Source organism: Mycobacterium shunyiense (assembly GCF_058270035.1).
The window spans coordinates 318,163-335,185 of the sequence record NZ_JBZDPT010000022.1 but is presented as its reverse complement, the minus strand read 5'-3'; the positions used below and the strand labels follow the sequence as shown (position 1 = coordinate 335,185).

The 17,023-nt window shown below is 66.6% G+C and carries 15 protein-coding genes; 9 read left to right on the top strand and 6 right to left on the bottom strand.

What is annotated here, in order from left to right:
- Positions 1 to 25 precede the first annotated feature (25 nt).
- Entirely contained in the window at positions 26 to 1,444 is a 1,419-nt protein-coding gene (locus tag AC4ELS_RS16740) for an ABC transporter permease subunit (RefSeq protein WP_448446400.1), read from the top strand.
- Complete coding sequence (locus AC4ELS_RS16735) at positions 1,441 to 2,205, top strand: amino acid ABC transporter ATP-binding protein (protein WP_448446270.1); 765 nt, start codon at positions 1,441 to 1,443, stop codon at positions 2,203 to 2,205. The genes AC4ELS_RS16740 and AC4ELS_RS16735 overlap by 4 nt, the downstream gene beginning before the upstream one ends.
- A gap of 60 nt (positions 2,206 to 2,265) precedes the next feature.
- On the opposite strand, the gene AC4ELS_RS16730 is transcribed toward AC4ELS_RS16735, so the two are convergent.
- From AC4ELS_RS16730 to AC4ELS_RS16720, 3 genes are all read right to left on the bottom strand, one after another.
- Positions 2,266 to 2,862 (bottom strand): TetR/AcrR family transcriptional regulator, encoded by a 597-nt coding sequence (locus tag AC4ELS_RS16730; RefSeq protein WP_448446268.1) that lies wholly within the window; start codon positions 2,860 to 2,862, stop codon positions 2,266 to 2,268.
- Complete coding sequence (gene hpnE, locus AC4ELS_RS16725) at positions 2,859 to 4,208, bottom strand: hydroxysqualene dehydroxylase HpnE (protein WP_499048201.1); 1,350 nt, start codon at positions 4,206 to 4,208, stop codon at positions 2,859 to 2,861. Before hpnE ends, AC4ELS_RS16730 begins: the two co-directional genes overlap by 4 nt.
- 61 nt (positions 4,209 to 4,269) lie before the next feature.
- Complete coding sequence (locus AC4ELS_RS16720) at positions 4,270 to 5,583, bottom strand: acetyl-CoA hydrolase/transferase family protein (RefSeq protein ID WP_064957300.1); 1,314 nt, start codon at positions 5,581 to 5,583, stop codon at positions 4,270 to 4,272.
- 73 nt (positions 5,584 to 5,656) lie between these two features.
- On the opposite strand from AC4ELS_RS16720, the gene AC4ELS_RS16715 reads away from it, so the two are divergent.
- Positions 5,657 to 6,880 (top strand): MFS transporter, encoded by a 1,224-nt coding sequence (locus AC4ELS_RS16715; protein WP_499048199.1) that lies wholly within the window; start codon positions 5,657 to 5,659, stop codon positions 6,878 to 6,880.
- Here the strand turns inward: AC4ELS_RS16715 and tgt are convergent.
- Complete coding sequence (gene tgt / locus AC4ELS_RS16710; RefSeq protein WP_499048197.1) at positions 6,873 to 8,117, bottom strand: tRNA guanosine(34) transglycosylase Tgt; 1,245 nt, start codon at positions 8,115 to 8,117, stop codon at positions 6,873 to 6,875. The genes AC4ELS_RS16715 and tgt overlap by 8 nt on opposite strands.
- 66 nt (positions 8,118 to 8,183) lie before the next feature.
- Between tgt and AC4ELS_RS16705 the strand changes: the two genes are divergently transcribed.
- Positions 8,184 to 8,633, top strand: a complete 450-nt coding sequence (locus AC4ELS_RS16705; RefSeq protein WP_064885798.1) for a lipoprotein LpqH — start codon at positions 8,184 to 8,186, stop codon at positions 8,631 to 8,633.
- Here the strand turns inward: AC4ELS_RS16705 and AC4ELS_RS16700 are convergent.
- Positions 8,620 to 9,528 (bottom strand): haloalkane dehalogenase, encoded by a 909-nt coding sequence (locus AC4ELS_RS16700; RefSeq protein WP_499048195.1) that lies wholly within the window; start codon positions 9,526 to 9,528, stop codon positions 8,620 to 8,622. The genes AC4ELS_RS16705 and AC4ELS_RS16700 overlap by 14 nt on opposite strands.
- A gap of 138 nt (positions 9,529 to 9,666) precedes the next feature.
- Between AC4ELS_RS16700 and AC4ELS_RS16695 the strand changes: the two genes are divergently transcribed.
- The 3 genes from AC4ELS_RS16695 (at position 9,667) to AC4ELS_RS16685 (ending at position 13,385) form a co-directional block, all read left to right on the top strand.
- Positions 9,667 to 10,167, top strand: a complete 501-nt coding sequence (locus AC4ELS_RS16695) for a lipoprotein LpqH (RefSeq protein WP_064885896.1) — start codon at positions 9,667 to 9,669, stop codon at positions 10,165 to 10,167.
- Positions 10,168 to 10,274: 107 nt separating this feature from the next.
- Complete coding sequence (locus AC4ELS_RS16690) at positions 10,275 to 11,588, top strand: PE-PPE domain-containing protein (protein WP_448446257.1); 1,314 nt, start codon at positions 10,275 to 10,277, stop codon at positions 11,586 to 11,588.
- A gap of 24 nt (positions 11,589 to 11,612) precedes the next feature.
- The gene (locus tag AC4ELS_RS16685) at positions 11,613 to 13,385 is read left to right on the top strand and encodes a penicillin-binding transpeptidase domain-containing protein (RefSeq protein WP_448446254.1); all 1,773 of its coding nucleotides are present in this window, start codon (positions 11,613 to 11,615) and stop codon (positions 13,383 to 13,385) included.
- A gap of 26 nt (positions 13,386 to 13,411) precedes the next feature.
- On the opposite strand, the gene AC4ELS_RS16680 is transcribed toward AC4ELS_RS16685, so the two are convergent.
- Complete coding sequence (locus tag AC4ELS_RS16680) at positions 13,412 to 14,767, bottom strand: WS/DGAT/MGAT family O-acyltransferase (RefSeq protein ID WP_448446252.1); 1,356 nt, start codon at positions 14,765 to 14,767, stop codon at positions 13,412 to 13,414.
- A 110-nt stretch (positions 14,768 to 14,877) separates the two neighbouring features.
- Here AC4ELS_RS16680 and AC4ELS_RS16675 point away from each other — a divergent pair, with 110 nt between their 5' ends.
- Both AC4ELS_RS16675 and AC4ELS_RS16670 read left to right on the top strand, forming a co-directional pair.
- On the top strand, positions 14,878 to 15,288 hold the full coding sequence (locus tag AC4ELS_RS16675; RefSeq protein ID WP_448446250.1) for a hypothetical protein: 411 nt from the start codon (positions 14,878 to 14,880) through the stop codon (positions 15,286 to 15,288).
- Positions 15,248 to 17,023 (top strand): peroxidase family protein, encoded by a 1,776-nt coding sequence (locus tag AC4ELS_RS16670; protein WP_448446248.1) that lies wholly within the window; start codon positions 15,248 to 15,250, stop codon positions 17,021 to 17,023. Before AC4ELS_RS16675 ends, AC4ELS_RS16670 begins: the two co-directional genes overlap by 41 nt.

The window sequence follows — 17,023 nt, the reverse complement described above, 5'->3', positions numbered from 1 at the left end:
GGGCCTCCTGCTGATCGTCACGGCGATGCTGGCGGCATGCGGGGGGACTACCGGCAATACGGATGAACCGCTGAAATCGGCCGGTGTGCTGCGCGTGGGCACCGAAGGTGTGTACTCCCCGTTCAGCTACCACGACACCGCCACGAACCAACTCGTCGGCTACGACGTCGACGTCGCCCGCGCGGTCGGCGACAAACTCGGCGTCAGAGTCGAATTCGTCGAAACACCATGGGATTCGATCTTCGCCGCGCTCGAGGCCAACCGGTTCGACGTGGTGGCCAACGAGGTCACGATCACGCCGGAACGCCAGGCCAAATACGACCTGTCCCAGTCGTACTCGATCGGCGAGGGCGTCATCGTCACCCGCGCCGACGACAACTCCATCAAGAGCCTCACGGACCTGAAGGGCAAGGTCGCTGCCGAGAACGCCACCAGCAACTGGTCGGAGATCGCCCGTAAGGCCGGGGCCCGGGTGGAAGCGGTCGAAGGGTTCACCCAGGCCATCAAGCTGCTCAACCAGGGTCGGGTCGATGTCGTGGTCAACGACAGCATCGCGGTCTACGCGTATCTGGCCGAGACGAACGACAAGTCGGTGAAGATCGCGGGCAATGTCGGGGAGAAGAGCGAACAGGGCTTCGCGGCCCGCAAGGACAGCGGTTTGCTGCCCGAACTCAACACCGCACTCGACGAGTTACGGGCCGACGGCACGCTGGCCGCCATCTCGCAGAAATACCTCAAGGCCAACGCATCCGGGGCGCCTGCGGAAGGTGCCCCGGCTCCACGTTCCACCTGGCAGCTGATCGCCGACAACTTGTGGCCGCTGGCGAAAGCGGCTCTGACGATGACCATTCCGTTGACGATCATCAGCTTCATCATCGGTCTGGTGATCGCGTTGGCGGTGGCGCTGGCCCGGCTGTCGCCGAATGTGGTGCTGAGCAACATCGCCCGGTTCTACATCTCGATCATCCGCGGCACCCCGCTGCTGGTGCAGCTGTTCATCGTGTTCTTCGCGCTGCCCGAGTTCGGGGTGAAGATCGATCCGTTCCCCGCCGCGGTGATCGCCTTCAGCCTCAACGTCGGCGGCTATGCGGCCGAGATCATCCGCTCCGCGATCCAGAGCATCCCTAAGGGGCAATGGGAGGCCGCCGAGACGATCGGGCTGAACTACACCGGCACGCTGCGACGCATCATCCTGCCCCAGGCCGCCCGGGTGGCGGTCCCGCCGTTGTCCAACACCTTGATCTCGCTGGTCAAGGACACCTCATTGGCGTCGACGATTCTGGTCACCGAACTGCTGCGGCAGGCCCAGATCATCGCGGCGCCCACGTTCGAGTTCTTCGCCCTGTACGGCACAGCCGCGATCTACTACTGGGTGATCTGCCTGGTGCTGTCGTTCGGCCAGAGTCGTCTGGAACGCCGACTGGAAAGGCACGTTGCGCGATGACCACAGAACGCGAAGACCGGATCGTCGCGACCGATGTGCACAAGGCGTTCGGCGACTTCCAGGTACTCAAGGGTGTGTCGTTCACCGTGCCGCGCGGCACTGCGACCACCGTCATCGGTCCGTCGGGTTCCGGTAAGACCACGCTGTTGCGCACGCTGAACGCCCTCGATGTCGCGGACTCCGGGGTGATCCGGGTCGGCGACACCGAACTCGACTTCTCCGAGCCGGTACCCAAGGACCAGCTGCGCCGCTACCGGGCGCAGAGCGGCTTTGTGTTCCAGTCCCACAACCTGTTTCCGCACAAGAGCGTCCTCCAGAACGTCACCGAGGGCCCGTTGATCGTGCAGAAACGCCCGCGTGAGGAGGTGCTGGCCGAGGCCACCGAACTGCTGGGCCAGGTGGGGCTGGCCGACCAGCGCGACAAGTACCCGTATCAGCTCTCGGGTGGCCAGCAGCAGCGCGTCGGCATAGCCCGGGCGCTGGCTTTGAAACCGAAGGTGGTCTTGTTCGACGAGCCGACCTCGGCACTGGACCCGGAACTGGTCGGTGAGGTGCTCGCGGTGATCCGCGACCTGGCCGTCGAAGGTTGGACGCTGGTGATCGTCACCCACGAAATCCAGTTCGCCCGGCAGGTTTCCGATCAGGTGCTGTTCACCGACCGCGGCGTGATCCTGGAGCAGGGCCCGCCCGCCGCGGTGATCGGCGATCCCAAGGAAGAACGCACCCGCCAGTTCCTGCAGCGGATCCTCAACCCGCTGTAGTTGTCCCAGCACCTGCGATTCCCCTCGCGAGCAGACGCGGAGGTACCCATTTTCGCCCGGTCAGGGGTGCGTTCGCGTCTGCTCGGCAGAGATGGTGACGGCCCACCCGACCAGCGAACGGAGGTGGGTCAGAACTTCCTCGTCGGGATGTTCGCGCGGGTCCTCCAGATGCAGTCGCGCGAGTTCCTCCACGGCGGACAACAGGATTCGTACGGTTGTGCCGTCCGGATCGATGCCCACGCCCGCGGCGACCGACAGTGGGCGGGCCGCGACCTTCCTGGCGTACCGGCGGCCCAGCTCGATGCGCTCGCGCACCTGCGGCGGTGCACCGTCCGGGGGCCGCAAGATGATGCGCCAGCTCGTCGGCGCCGCATGCAGGTAGGCCAGGATGCCTTTGCCGAGTTGCTCGGGATCGAGGTCGGGCCGGTCCACGGTGCTGATTCCCGCGAACGCGATCGCCGACTCGCGGTCCAGCAGAGCGGTGATCAGACCTGCAAGATCGGTGAACTGTTGGTAGACAACGGTTCTGGTTACACCCGACCGGCCGGCAACCTGCTCGATGGTCAATGCGGGGTAACCGCCCTCGGCCACGAGGTCACGCGCGACGTCGAGCAGCTGCACCCTGCGCTCGGCACCGCTGAGCCGCCGCCGGGTCATTGTCGGAGTTCCAGTAGCAGGTCGACGGCCTTGGCGGCGCTCTGCACGGCGCTCTCCATGGTCGCCGACCAGTCCGTCGCAGTCCAGTCACCCGCCAGCACCAGTGAGGGCACCGAGGTCTTCTGCGGCGGCCGCAGCGCATCCGTGCCCACCACCTGGGAGAACGTGGCCTTGGGCATCTTTACCACCTGCGCCTGAACCACTTTCGCGCCGCACGCCGCCGGGTAGTAACGACGCAGCAGCGCCATCTGCTCGTCGACGATCTCGTCGTTGCTCTTGTGGATCTGCTCGTAGGCACCGCTGGTGGTCAGGCAGTACAGCCAGGCGCGGTCGGTGCTGCGGCCGTGCATGATCTGGCGGTCGAAGACCTCGTCGATCACCCCGGTGCCGCCGATGAGCCCCTCGAATGCGGACTCGGTGCCCAACGGCCGGTCCAGGTAGAGGTTGGTACTGACGATCGGCGTGTAGCCCAGTTTGTCGGCAGCGGCATAGATTTCGGGATGTTCGGGCAGATCGTCGAGCAGCCCGCCGATGTTCGAGTTCGGTACCGCGCAGACCACAGCGTCGGCGGGGATCCGGGTGCCGTCGGCGAGCAGCACCGCGGTGACGGCGCTGTTCTCGATCACGATCTTTCGGGCCACGGCGCGGTACCGCACATCGACACCACGCTCCTCGAACACTTTCAGCGCCCCGGAGATGTAGAGCGTGTCGAGATCCACTGTGGGGTAACCGATGGTGACGGGGGTGCGGTGTTTGACGCCAAGCCGGAAGCCGGTCGCCATCACGTTGGCGAACACCTTGGCCGATTCACGCGCCACCGGCTCGGCCGCGATCCCGAGGGCCAGCCAGTCCCACAAGGCTTCTCGCGCCGGGGCCGGCATGCCGACCCGCTCGAACCACTGCTCGGTACTCAGATCCGCCAGGTCGGCCGGTTGATGCAGGGCCTGCCAACCCAACCGCAGCGTCGCGCGGGCTGCCCGCAGGCGGTCGGCCCAGCTCGCGTCGGGGTGAACCCCGAACAGGGTCCGGATCGCGCCTGCGCCCGTGGTCTGCATGGTGACCTTGCGCCCGTCGGGCCAACGCAGCGTGGACGATTTCGGGAAGGCGATGTGCTGCCGGGTGCCCACGCTCGTCAGATAGCGGTAGAGATGCTGATAGCCGCTGGCGATCACGTGCTGGCCGTTGTCCGGGATGTCGTCGACCGTCTCGGCCCGCATCGCATGGGTGCGCCCACCGAGTTGGCCTCGACGCTCCAGCAGGGTGACGTTCTTGCCCGCTTCGCTCAGCCACACCGCGGCGGCCAGCCCGGCCAGCCCGCCGCCGATCACCACGTAGCGTTCGCCCATGTCGCAGCCCCTTCGTCGACTAACTTGCAAATTGTAAGTTAGCTGCCAGGCCTCGTGGGTGCTATTGGACGGGCGAGCGTCCTTGCGCGGCACGATGCGCAGCGGCCAGCAGCGCGTCGCGGAACTGCGGGTGGGCGATCGCGGCCAACGCCTCGCCGCGCTCACGGACCGTCCGGCCCTCCAACTCGGCTGCGCCGTACTCGGTGACGATTACATCCACCTGATGCCGGGGCGTCGTGATCACGGCACCGGGGCCGAACCACGGCACGATCCGCGACTGCAGCACTCCGTCCTTCTCGAACGTCGAGGGCAGACAGATCAACGAGCGGTCCGACAGCTCAAGCCCGACTCCGGCCACGAAATCCTCGGCGCCGCCGATCCCGCTGAACTGATCGCCCGCGATGGTGTCAGCGACCACCTGGCCGTGGATGTCGACCCCGAGCGCGCCGTTGATCGTGATCATGTCGTTGTTCGCCCCGATCACCTCGGGCGCGTTGACGATCTCGACGGGGAGGAACGCGACATCGGAATTGCCGTCGAGCCAGGCGTAGAGCTCGGACGAGCCGAACGCGAACGTCGTCACGCTGACACCGTCATAGAGTCCCTTGCCTGCGTTGGTGACCTTGCCGGCCCGGTGCAACTGCATGCAGCCGTCGGTGAACATCTCGCTGTGCAGCCCGTAGTCTCCCCCGTCTCCCTCGGCGAGCAGCGCGGCGATCTGGCTGGGAATGGAGCCGATGCCGGTCTGCAGGGTCGCGCCGGACGGGATGTAGGCGACCGCGTGCCTCGCGATCGCCCTGTCGACGTCGGAGGGCGACGCCGGGGGAAGCGCGAGCGGTGTGTCGGTCGAGTGCACGAGGACGTCGATCTCGTCGACGTGCAGCGCATGTCGATATCCGTCGAGCCCGAATGTCCGCGGATAGGCGTCGGACGCCTCGACGACGAGCAACCGTTGCGGATCGGCACCGGCGCGGCGTAATTCACCCACCGTGGCACCGGCATGCAGCGACAGGGAGCACCAGCCATGCTCGTCGGGCGCTGCCGCCACGGTCGTCATCACGCGCGGTGCCTGACGCTCGAGCAGCGGAGCGAACCGACGGAAATCCGCGGGGGCGAATTCCACGTCGGCGCCCATGTCCCGCAACATCCGCTCGAAGGGACCGAAGAAGCCGGACAGGTAACGGACACCGGAGCGGTTGAACAGTTCGGTCCCGACTCCGAGCAGTGCGCCGTAGACACGCAGGTCGGTCCAATCCGTGCGCTCTCCGAGTGCACGGAGGAACGCGGGCGGCTGGCCGGGCCCCAGCGGGATCCCGAGCGTGTCGGCGGTCGCCAGACGCGTGGCGGCCTGTTCGGCGGTGAGCTCTTCCGGCATGGCGCCACTCTCCCACACCGCATGGTCCGATTTCCGCCAGCACGCTGACCTGGGCGCCCATAGCGTCAGCGGCATGACATCGCAGCCCCAGATGACCCGAATCACCGTGTGGTTCATGGCGATTGCCGCCGCACTCGGTACTGCCGCGATCTATCCGCTCCAGCCGGCGGTGTCCGATGTGGCCGACAGTCTTGACATCTCGGTTGCCCACGTCGGTGTCGCGCTGGCGTGCGGCCCGGTCGGCTATCTGTTGGGGCTCGCCCTGCTGGTACCGCTCGTCGACCGGTTTCCACCGAAGTACGTCCTCGCCGCACAGTTCGGCGCCTTGGCCGCAGCCTTGGCCGCCAACGCCGCCTGCGGCACGATGTGGTTGCTGGCGCTCACCATCATGCTGATCGGTGCCTGTTCCACGGTCGGTGCGCAGTTGAGTTCGATCACCGCGCGGTTCGTCCCGGAGGGGCGCCGGGCCACCGCGCTGGGCATTGTCACGGCGGGCATTTCGGCCGGGATCATCGGGGGCCGCATCGCCGGCGGCTGGCTGACCGACGTATCGGGATGGCGCGGCGCTCTGCTCGTGTTCGCCCTCGTATCGGCCGTCACCGCAGTTGTCGCCGCACGGACCTTGCCTGCCACCGCCGGTTCCACCGCGAGCGGCATCATGGAGACGCTTCGCGGCCTGCCCGGTCTCTACCTGCGATTCCCGACGTTGCGCATGGCCGCGGTACGCGGCGCGCTCTGGTTCTTCGCGTTCTGCGCGGTGTGGGCCGGGCTCGCTGTTGCGCTGGCACAACCGCCGTATTCGTACACAGCCGAACGGATCGGCCTGTACGCGCTCGCCGGCCTCCTGGGCATCCTCGCAACGCGCATCGCCGGCACGTGGACCGATCGCGTGGGCCCGCGTCGAGTGATGTTGGTCGGCCTGGGCGTCGCGGCCCTCGGCGCGATCACCCTCGCTGTGTGCCTGTCGAACACGGCGGCCACGCTCATCGGTCTGGCCGTGTTCGACGCCGGGCTCTTCGCGGCTCAAGTTGCCAATCAGAGCAGGGTTTTGGCGATCGACGCCGCCGCACCCGCGCGCTTCAACAGCGCCTACATGGTGGTGTACTTCGTGGGCGGCAGCCTGGGCACCGCCTTCGGCGCGGCCGCGGTCGGGTGGATGGGATGGCCTGCGACCGCAGCCGTAACTGCCGGGGCAATCGTTGTCGCGCTATTGCTCGGCGCCACCGACCGTCACGCCAGAGTGGCTGCCGTCGCCGAATGCCACGCCAGCGTGACAAAGTGCGGGCGGGTCAGTTGACAGGCACCCCGTAGTACCGCCCCAACACATGCGACCGGAGCTCATCGAATTCGCCGGCCAGGATCGATGCCCGGATCTGATCGACCAGCCGGATCACGAACCGCTCGTTGTGGATCGTGCACAGCGTCGCCGACAACATCTCCTTGGCCTTGAACAGGTGCCGGATGTAGGCGCGGGAGTAATTGGCGCAGGTATAGCAATCGCATTCGGCATCGATCGGGGTGAAATCCCCCTTGTACCGCGCCCCGGTGATGTTGAAGCGGCCGGTCGCCGAGTACACCGCCGCATTGCGCGCCACCCGTGACGGCGACACACAGTCGAAGGTGTCCGCTCCGGCGGCCACGGCGTCGAACAGGTCATCGGGCTCACTGATGCCAAGCAGGTGCCGGGGCTTGTCCGCGGGCAGTTCACTGCTGACCCAGCCGACGATGGTGGCCAGATTCTGCTTCTCGAGCGCGCCGCCGATGCCGTAGCCGTCGAAGCTCAGTCCCTCGGCGGGCCCGGCCTCCTGCCCGATCGAGGCCAGCCCGCTCGCGGCCTGCCGGCGCAGATCCTCGTACTGCGCGCCCTGCACCACCCCGAACAACGCCTGCCGCGGCCGCTCCGGTGCCAACGCCTGCAGCCGATGATGCTCGGCCAGGCACCGCACCGCCCACTCATGGGTGCGCTGCACCGAGCTTTCCTGGTAGGCGCGGGTGTTGACGAGCGTGGTGAGCTCGTCGAACGCGAAGATGATGTCGGCGCCGAGCTTGTTCTGGATGCCGATCGAGATTTCCGGGGTGAACCGGTGCTTCGAACCGTCCAGATGCGAGCGGAACGTGACCCCGTCGTCGTCGACGTGAGCCAACCGTTCTTTGCCCTTGGCGATGATGTCGTCAGCCTGCAGCCGCTCGGTATCCATCGCCAGGACCTTCTTGAACCCCACACCCAGCGACATCACCTGGAACCCGCCGCTGTCGGTGAAGGTCGGTCCGGGCCAGTTCATGAACGCCCCGAGCCCGCCGGCCTCGGCCACGACATCCGGGCCCGGTTGCAGGTAGAGGTGGTAGGCGTTGGCCAGGATCGCTTGGGCACCAAGCTGTTTCATGGTCTCGGGCAGCACCGATTTGACGGTGGCCGCGGTGCCGACCGCGATGAACGCCGGAGTCTGGATATCGCCGTGCGGCGTGTGGATGGTCCCGACCCGACCGAGTCGGCCGGGCAACTCGGCCTCCACGGTGAAATACGGCTGGTCCACACCTGGTATTCAACCGGATGCGCGTCCGATTTCCGTCACGGGGGCGCACGCGGCCATACTGCGGACGTGAATTTGGTCATGCGCCGCCCCATTGTCATTGCCACCGGATTTGCTGTGTGTCTGGCTGCAGTCGCCGGATGCTCGTCGCAGGAATCGGGTTCATCAGGAAAGTCCGGCCAGGGGCGGGTGACCTTCGGTCCCAACGACGCCGGCCCCGTGACCAGCGTCAGCTGCGAGACCAAGGACGGGCTGACCACGATCGGCGTCAAGGGCAAGATGCCGGCCTCCGTGGCGCTGACCGACGGAGAGGCCCCCGTGGTGCAGTCGGTGAACATCGGCGACGTCAACGGCGAGGGGGCTTCGCTGACCTACCTGTCCGGCCTGTCGGGCGCACCGGTCGTGGCCGCACGCGACGGCAAGGCCTACACGATCACCGGCACCGGCATGGGCATCGACCCCAACCAGCCGGGCGAACCGGTGGACATGCCGTTCGACATCGCGATCACCTGCCCCTGAGGAAGGTCACGATCGCCCCGGCAAGTTCCTCGCCGGCATCCTCCTGCAGGAAATGACCCGCGTTCGCGATCGTCGGATGATCGACGCCCTGTGCGCCCCGCATGTCCCGTTGGAAGATGGGCGCCATGGCTCCGGTGATCGGGTCGCCGTCGCTGAACGCCACCAGCATCGGGGTTTCGCTGGCCGTCAACGCTTTCCAAGCTGACCGGTTGGCGGCCGCGGCCGGGTCGTCGGGTGCGGTGGGAACAAGACCGGGCATAGCGCGCGGACCCGCGCAAAAGGTGTCGTCGGGGAACGGCGCGTCGTACGCCGCCCGGACCTCGTCGCTGACCGGGCGACGGCATCCGGCCTCCACGAATCTGCCGACATCGATGGTCGGCAGATTCTGGATGGCCTTGCGGAACTGCCACCAGATTTCCGGCATGGGAATGTCGCCGCTGGGCAGCCCGGTGTTGGCAACGACGATGTTGGCGAACCGGTCGGGATTCTCAGCCGCCAGTCGCAGCCCGATCAGGCCACCCCAGTCCTGACCGACCAGGGTCACCCGCCGCAGGTCCAAGACATCGCAGACCAGCGTCCGCATCCACTCGACGTGCCGGGCATAGGTGTGATCCTCGATGCGCGTGGGTTTGTCCGATCTGCCGAAGCCGACCAGATCAGGACAGACGACGCGATGGCCCGCCGCGGCCAGGATCGGGATCATGCGCCGGTAGAGAAACGACCAGGATGGTTCCCCGTGCAACAACAACACCGGGTCGGCTTCCGGTGGGCCGGCCTGCACCCACGCCACCCGCAATCGGCCACCCTCGCCGTCGTCGATCTCGGAATAGACTGGTAGATAAGCAAACTCGGGAAGATTAGCGAACCGGTCATCTGGAGTACGCAACGTCTGCATGACGCTGAACTTACGACCGCCTCGCGTCCGCGGGGAACGATTCTTCCAATCCCATGCCCATGACCTGCATCAACCCCAATACTTCTGCCTGACAGTCCGCCACTGACGACGGGCTGCACAACCGTGAGGAGAGCAGTGGTGAAGCGTGAGTTCCTGGTTGCCGTCGGCGGCGCCGCGATCGTCATCGCCGGCCTGTCCGGCTGTTCGTCGAGCGACAAGAAAGACACCTCAAGCGAGACGAAGGCCACCGCAACGGCGTCGGCAACGGCTTCGGTCGAGGCAGGCGACGCCAAGGCGACCACGGGTGCAGGCACCGCCCGGGTCAGCATCGACGGCAAGGACCACAAGGTCGAGGGCACGGTTGTGTGTGCCACGGTCGCAGGCAATGTCACCTTGACCGTCGGGCAGGGCATGTCCGCGGTCAGCGCCACCCTCGGCGAAGGCGACCAGCCGTCGGTGACCGCAGTGGCACTCGGCAACATCGACGGCGTCAGCCTCGGCTACACGCCCGGCGTACCCGGCGGCAGTGCGGAAGCCACCAAGGATGGCAACAAGTACACGATCAAGGGTGAGGCCACCGGTGTGGATGGAATGAACCCGGTGACCAAGCCTTTCGAGCTGGAAGTCTCCTGCCCGTAGCAATCCACTCACTTTTAGCAAACATCTGGCATAGTGTGGGCCCGGACTGATCCCGGGCCCACGCTCTGTTCTCAGTCGTTTTCAGTTCGGACGACCTGAGGAGCACCGTGGCCGACCAACGTAAGCGCGCACGATCATCGACTGCCGTGGTGGCCGGTGCTACCGCAGGCCTGGCCGCGGTGCTCACCTTCGGACATGTCGCCGACGCGCTGGCGGCCACCCTGCCGGGCGGCAATGCGGTGGTCGGTGTCGGCGGGGCGAAGAACCCGAACAGCGACCGGATCCCGAACAAGTTCCAGGGCAACTACGTGCCGTACGGCGGCGAGTTCGTCGGTACCGACCCAGGCCAGTTCTACGGCGTCAACTACCCGGCCACATTGCCGATCGATGACAGCGTCGCCGAGGGCCGCCAGCCGCTGATCGACACAGTCGCCCAAGCGCGCACCGCGGCCGGCCCCGGCGGGACCGTCTACATCGTCAGTTACTCCGAGGGGACCATCGTCGCCGAGAAGTACAAGCGCGAACTCGATGCCCAAAACAGCCCTGACACCGGCGCGTTGAAGTTCGTGTACATCGCGGCGCCCACGGTTCCCAACGGCGGAATCTATGCCCGCTTCCCGAATATGGGACCGCTCGGGCTCCTCGGATTCACCAGCACCGGCGCAGCCGAACAGTCGCCCTATGACGAAACCTTCATCACCATCGAGTACGACCCGGTCGGCGACTTCCCGGCCTACGCCAATCCACTGGCACTAGCCAATGCCGCGGCCGGGTTCGTCTATCTGCACGGCGACCCGACGCCGGATGCCACCGACCTCAACAATCCCGACGCCGTCATCGTGAAGACCGTCACCACGCCGGGTGGCGGGACAGACACCTACATCCTGGTCAAGACCGAGCACCTGCCCTTGCTGCAGCCCATCCGCGACGTGTCGACGGCGCTGCACACCACGGCATTCACCGAGCCGGTGCTCGGCGCGATCGAGCCCACCCTCAAGCTCGCCGTCGACATGGGCTACACCGATCGCGACTACTCCGATCCCGCCACGCCGACCCGGTTCTCGTTGATCACGCCCCCCAAGCGGATTGCCGAGACCCTGAACCAGGTCCCCGGTGCCTTGCAGCAGGGAGCGGACAACTTCAAGGATGGATTGCCCTCGACGACACCACCTTCGACGGCTCCGGCACCCACCGTCCGTATCGCGGCAAAGGAAGCCCCCAAGGCAGTCGAGACGAATGCCGACGCCGAGACCCCGAAGAGGCCCATCAAGCGCGCACCCGTGCAGCGGCGCGACGAGATGCGAAACACTATGTCGGATGTGGCGAAGAACGTCAGGGACTCTTTCAAGCCCAAGCCCAAGTCCGAGCCCAAGCACCGGGCCAAGCCGCAACAGGCGTCAGACACGGACAAGGCTGCCTAGAGCCCGGGATGTCATGCTGGGGGCATGACTCGACGGCACCGCCCCGCCATCGTCTGGTTCCTGCTACTCGGCCTGTTTCTTCCCGTCGTGGGATGCTCGTCGTCCCCGGACCCGGCTGACCGATTCACCGCATTCGCCGAAGCCCTGCAACGCAAGGACGCTCACGGCGCGGCCGTGCAGACCGATGACCCCGCAGCTGCCGAGCCGGCAATCACCTCGATGTTCAACGGCATGGGCGACGCCGCCTCGGTCAAGGTCAGCGCCGAACCCGATGACCAGACCGGCGCGACCCTGAAGTATCAGTGGTCCTGGGGTGAGGGCCACGACTTCGGCTACGACACCACCGGCACCGCTGCCAAGACCGGCGACGACTGGCTGATCACCTGGACCCCGACGCTGTTGCACCGAGATCTGCGGGACGGCTTGCGCTTTCAGTACAGCACCGACAGTGACCTGCAGACCCCGGTGCTCGACCGGACCGGCCAGCCATTGATGACCTGGCAGACCGTTGGCGTCGTGTCGCTGGACCGCGCCCACGTCGGTTCCGCCGCGCCGCTTGCCGCGCTGTTGAACCGCTTCGATGCCACTACGACCGCGGAATCCATCGGCGCGCAGTTCACGTCGAACACCGACGACCGCGTGACGGTGATGAAACTGCGCGAAGACGACCTCGCCCAGGTGCGCGACCAGCTGGCCCAGATTCCGGGGGTCACCGTGGCCGAGCAGGGTGACTTGCTGACTGCCGACCGCCAGCTGTCTTCGCCGGCCATCGGCGGGCTCACCGAGCTGTGGCACGACCGGATCACCAAAGCCGCCGGATGGTCGGTCTATCTGGTCGACGCCGAGGGCGCGGCCGCGCAGCGGCTCACCGCGCAACCGCCCGCACCGACCGACCCGATGCGCACCACGATGGACCTGCGGCTGCAACTGCTCGCCCAACAGGCCGTCGACCAGGAGACGCGTCCCGCGGTGCTGGTCGCGTTGTCGGGCAAGACGGGCGGGATTCTGGCTGCCGCACAGAACACGGCGGCGGATCCCCAAGGCGCCATTGCCTTTTCCGGGCTCTACCCGCCGGGGTCGACGTTCAAGACCATCACCACCGCAGCCGCGCTGGAAGCGAACCTGGCCACCCCGGACAGCCCGGTGGCATGCCCCGGTCGGTTGACGATCGAGAACCGCACCATTCCCAACGACGATGACTTCGACCTGGGAACCGTGCCTTTGGCGTCGGCGTTCTCCCACTCGTGCAACACCAGCATGGCGGCACTGTCGGAGAAGTTGCCCGCCGATGCGCTCACCAAGACGGCGCGCGCGTTCGGTATCGGGGTGGACTTCACCATTCCGGGGCTCACCACTGTTACGGGCCGCGTTCCCAACGCCGACACGGCCGCCCAGCGGGTGGAGAACGGTATCGGCCAGGGCACGGTGACCGTCAGCCCGTTCGGTCTCGCCGTCGCCGAGGCGAGCTTGGCGCACGGCTCGACAGTCCTGCCCAGCCTGGTCGACGGTGAGAAGGTGACCGCCGATACGCCCTCCGAAACGCTGCCGGCCGGGGTCACCGCAGCGCTGCGGGACATGATGCGCAAGACCGTCACCGAGGGCACCGCCAGCCAGTTGAGCGATATCCCGGATCTCGGTGGCAAGACCGGTACGGCGGAATTCGGCGACAACACGCACTCGCACGGGTGGTTCGCCGGGATCGCCGGTGACATCGCGTTCGCGACGCTGGTGGTGGGCGGGGACTCCTCGACGCCCGCGGTCAAGATCTCGGGAGATTTCCTGCGGTCCGCGGGCTGATCGACGCGGAGGATGTGAGCATGGCGTCAGGCGCCCGACGCCACCTCCAGCGCCTTGAGCGAGTCCTCCAGATGGCTGAGCATCCGCTGCAGGTGCGGCACACTGCGCCGGCATCCGACCAGCCCGAAATCCAGGTTGTCGGCATTGTTGGCCAAGGTGATGTTCATCGCCTGCCCGTCCAGCGCGATCGACAGTGGATAGTTGCCGTCAAGCCGAGCGCCCTTCCAGTACAAGGGATGTCGCGGCCCGGGCACGTTGGAGATGACCAGGTTGAACGGCGGTGCCGTGGCCTTGACGAATCCGGGAACCGCAGCCAGGCCCAGCGGGGCGATCATCAGCGCCGACAGCGCCAGGGCCTGGACTCTCGGCAGTTCGGAGAACACCTTCTTGTTGCCCCGCATCGACTCCCCGACGACATTCAGCCGCTCGGCGGGGTCATCCACATCGGTACCCAGATTGCACAGGACCGTGCCGACCATGTTGCCGCCGGCGTCGGCCTCGTGTTCGGCGCGCAGACTCACCGGCACCATCGCGATCAACGATTGGTCCGGCAGCGCGTCCTGTTCCACCAGATAGGCACGTAGCGCTCCGGCGCACACCGTGAGCACCACATCGTTGACTGTGAACCCGGCGGCCCGCGAGATCCGCTGGAACCGCTCCAGCGGCCAGGACTGGGCCGCGACCCGGCGGGCTCCGCCGATCTTGACGTTGAACATGGTCTTGGGAGCCGCGAACGGCAGGGTGAGTTGCTGTTCGAGCAGCGCCGAACGGGCCAGCTTGACCGTCGACGGCGCCAGGCCCGCGGCCGAGCCGACGGTATCGGCGACCGTTCGCAGCACCGACGAACTCTGCTTCTCCCGCTTGCGGCGCGGCAGCGACCACGGCACCCGCACCTCGGTGTCATCCGGATCCTGCGACAGGGTGCGCATCAACAGCTTCAGCGCCGACACCCCGTCGATCAACGAATGGTGCATCTTGGTGTAGACCGCGAACCTGCCGTCGGCGAGTCCCTCGATCAGGTGCGCCTCCCACAGCGGACGGTGCCGGTCGAGCAGGCCGCCGTGCAGACGGGAGGTCAACTCCAGCAGATCCCGAACGCGGCCCGGGGTCGGCAGCGCCGACCGGCGCAGGTGGTAGTCCATGTCGACGTCGTTGTCGTAGGTCCAGCCGACGTTGGCGATGCCGCCGAGGATGGTCGCCGGGTGTTTGCGGAACACCGGCTGAATGTCGGTCTGGGCCACCATCTCCTCGTGCAATTCGCGCACGAAGTCACTGCCCGCGCCGGCCGGAGGTTCGTAGAGCGCGAGGCCACCGACATGGAACGGGTGCTCCCGCGTCTCAGCGATCAGGAACATCGAATCGGTCGGCGACATCAGATCCATGGACACATTCAACGCCGTTGCGACGAGCTCTGACGAAGACCGGGCGAATCAGGCGAAACAAGTAGCCGACTACTCATGCACCGGCCGCGGCGAACGCCCAAGATCTAGACATGCTGAGCCCGACAGCAGCACGGACCGCGCTGGCGGTGATCCGGATCCTCAATGGCGCGACCGCCCTTGCGGCGCCCGAAAGACTTCTCACCCGCCTCGGCGTCGACACCGCACGCGATCGTTCGGCCGGCTATCCGTTCCGGATGTTCGGCATCAGGACCGTGCTGATCGGGCTGGATCTGCTCGTCCTGCGGGGCAGCGAACTTCGTCGGGCCGAGAACCTCGCCGTCCTGATCCACGCCACCGACACCCTGTCGGCCGCCGTCACCACAGCGCGCGGCGATCTGCCGCGCCGCCACGGCGTGACGGCCACAGTCATCTCCGCCATCAACACCGCTCTCGCCGTCATCGCCTGGAAAGGATCCCGTCATGCCATCGCTTCTCACGAGGTTGTTTCTCAAAACCACTGAGCTGGTCGACCGGCGGATCGGCTGGGACAAGCTGCCCCCGATCGTCGGCATCTCGGTGCTGGTCGGGATCCGCGATGCCCTGCGCGAGCACAACCTGTACGACACCTACCAGGGCAAGCCACCGGAGGCGCCGCCGCTGGCCCCGACCGAATACCTGACCAACCGGACGGCCAACGGCGCCTACAACGACCTCTCGGCGCCGTCGATGGGCATGGCCAACACCCGGTTCGGGCGCAACGTGCCCCTGGCCGAGGGCCGGGCCGAGACGCTGCCGCAGCTGATGGATCCCAATCCCCGACTGATCAGCACCAAACTGTTGCAGCGCCGCGAATTCAAGCCGGCCACCACACTCAACGTGCTCGCCGGGGCGTGGTTGCAGTTCGAGACCCGGGACTGGTTCAGCCACGGTACCGACGCCAATCGGATGCTCGAGATCCCCCGCCCCAACGGGGACGACGAATGGCCCGAGGACACCATCAAGGTCCCCGCCACGGCCGTCGACCCCACGGCCGCGCCGGGCGGTTCGACCTTTGTCAACACCGAAACCCACTGGTGGGATGCCTCGCAGATCTACGGCAGCAACCAGGATTTCCAGAAGGCCATCCGTAGCGGCAAGGGCGGCAAGGTGCGCATCGACGCCGACGGGTTCATCGACATCGACCCGGCCCTCATCGGCGCTTCCGGTGGCGCGGACGGCTGGTGGCTGGGCATGGAGCTGATGGGCACGATATTCATGCGTGAGCACAACGCCATCTGTGACCGGCTCAAGGCGGCATATCCGAACTGGGACGACGACCAACTGTTCAACAAGGCACGACTCATCAACGCCGCGCTGATCGCCAAGATCCACACCATCGAATGGACCCCGGCGATCCTGGGGCATCCGACCCTGCAGATCGGGATGCGGGCCAACTGGTTCGGCCTAGCCGGTGAGCGGGTCAAGGAGTTGTTCGGCCGGATCGGGTCCAGCGATGTGGTCAGCGGTATCCCGGGCTCGACCACCGACCACCACACCGCCCCGTATTCGATTACCGAGGACTTCGTCACCGTCTACCGGATGCACCCCCTGGTGCCCGATGACTATGAATTCCTCAGCCTGACAACCGGAGTCGAGCCACGCCAACTCACCTTCGGCGAGATCCACGGCGGGGCGAACTCCCGCGGTGTCCTCAAGAGCATGGGTGTGGCCGAGTGCCTGTACTCCCTGGGCGTCGCCCATCCCGGCGCGGTCACCCTGCACAACAGCCCGAATTTCATGCGGAACTTCCAGCGCACCGACGAACACACACTCGACATGATCGCCACCGACATCCTGCGCTCCCGGGAACGAGGAGTCCCGCGCTACAACGACTTCCGCCGTGCATTGCGACTGAACCCGGTGACCAGCTTCGACCAGATCAGCGGCGGCGACGCTTCCACCGCCGCTGTGATGGCCGAGATCTACGGCGGCGACATCGAGAAGGTGGACACCACCGTCGGCATGTTCGGCGAGAAACTGCCAGAGGGATTCGGGTTCAGCGACACCGCATTCCGGATCTTCGTGCTGATGGCCACCCGTCGCCTCAAGAGCGACCGGTTCTACACCGTGGACTTCACGCCGCGCGTCTACACCCCCGAGGGCATGGACTGGATCGACCACAACGACATGACCTCGGTGTTGCTGCGGCACTATCCCGAGCTCGAGCCGTCACTGCGCGGGCAGCGCAACGCCTTCGCGCCGTGGGCGCGGATCTAG

Excerpts from the sequence above, each read along its gene's own strand:
- AC4ELS_RS16670 (WP_448446248.1), top strand. The coding sequence starts at position 15,248 with ATGCCATCGCTTCTCACGAGGTTGTTTCTCAAAACCACTGAGCTGGTC.
- AC4ELS_RS16680 (WP_448446252.1), bottom strand. The coding sequence starts at position 14,767 with ATGGATCTGATGTCGCCGACCGATTCGATGTTCCTGATCGCTGAGACG.
- AC4ELS_RS16685 (WP_448446254.1), top strand. The coding sequence starts at position 11,613 with ATGACTCGACGGCACCGCCCCGCCATCGTCTGGTTCCTGCTACTCGGC.
- AC4ELS_RS16700 (WP_499048195.1), bottom strand. The coding sequence starts at position 9,528 with ATGCAGACGTTGCGTACTCCAGATGACCGGTTCGCTAATCTTCCCGAG.
- AC4ELS_RS16730 (WP_448446268.1), bottom strand. The coding sequence starts at position 2,862 with ATGACCCGGCGGCGGCTCAGCGGTGCCGAGCGCAGGGTGCAGCTGCTC.
- AC4ELS_RS16715 (WP_499048199.1), top strand. The coding sequence starts at position 5,657 with ATGACATCGCAGCCCCAGATGACCCGAATCACCGTGTGGTTCATGGCG.
- AC4ELS_RS16735 (WP_448446270.1), top strand. The coding sequence starts at position 1,441 with ATGACCACAGAACGCGAAGACCGGATCGTCGCGACCGATGTGCACAAG.
- hpnE (WP_499048201.1), bottom strand. The coding sequence starts at position 4,208 with ATGGGCGAACGCTACGTGGTGATCGGCGGCGGGCTGGCCGGGCTGGCC.
- AC4ELS_RS16720 (WP_064957300.1), bottom strand. The coding sequence starts at position 5,583 with ATGCCGGAAGAGCTCACCGCCGAACAGGCCGCCACGCGTCTGGCGACC.
- AC4ELS_RS16740 (WP_448446400.1), top strand. The coding sequence starts at position 26 with ATGCTGGCGGCATGCGGGGGGACTACCGGCAATACGGATGAACCGCTG.
- AC4ELS_RS16675 (WP_448446250.1), top strand. The coding sequence starts at position 14,878 with ATGCTGAGCCCGACAGCAGCACGGACCGCGCTGGCGGTGATCCGGATC.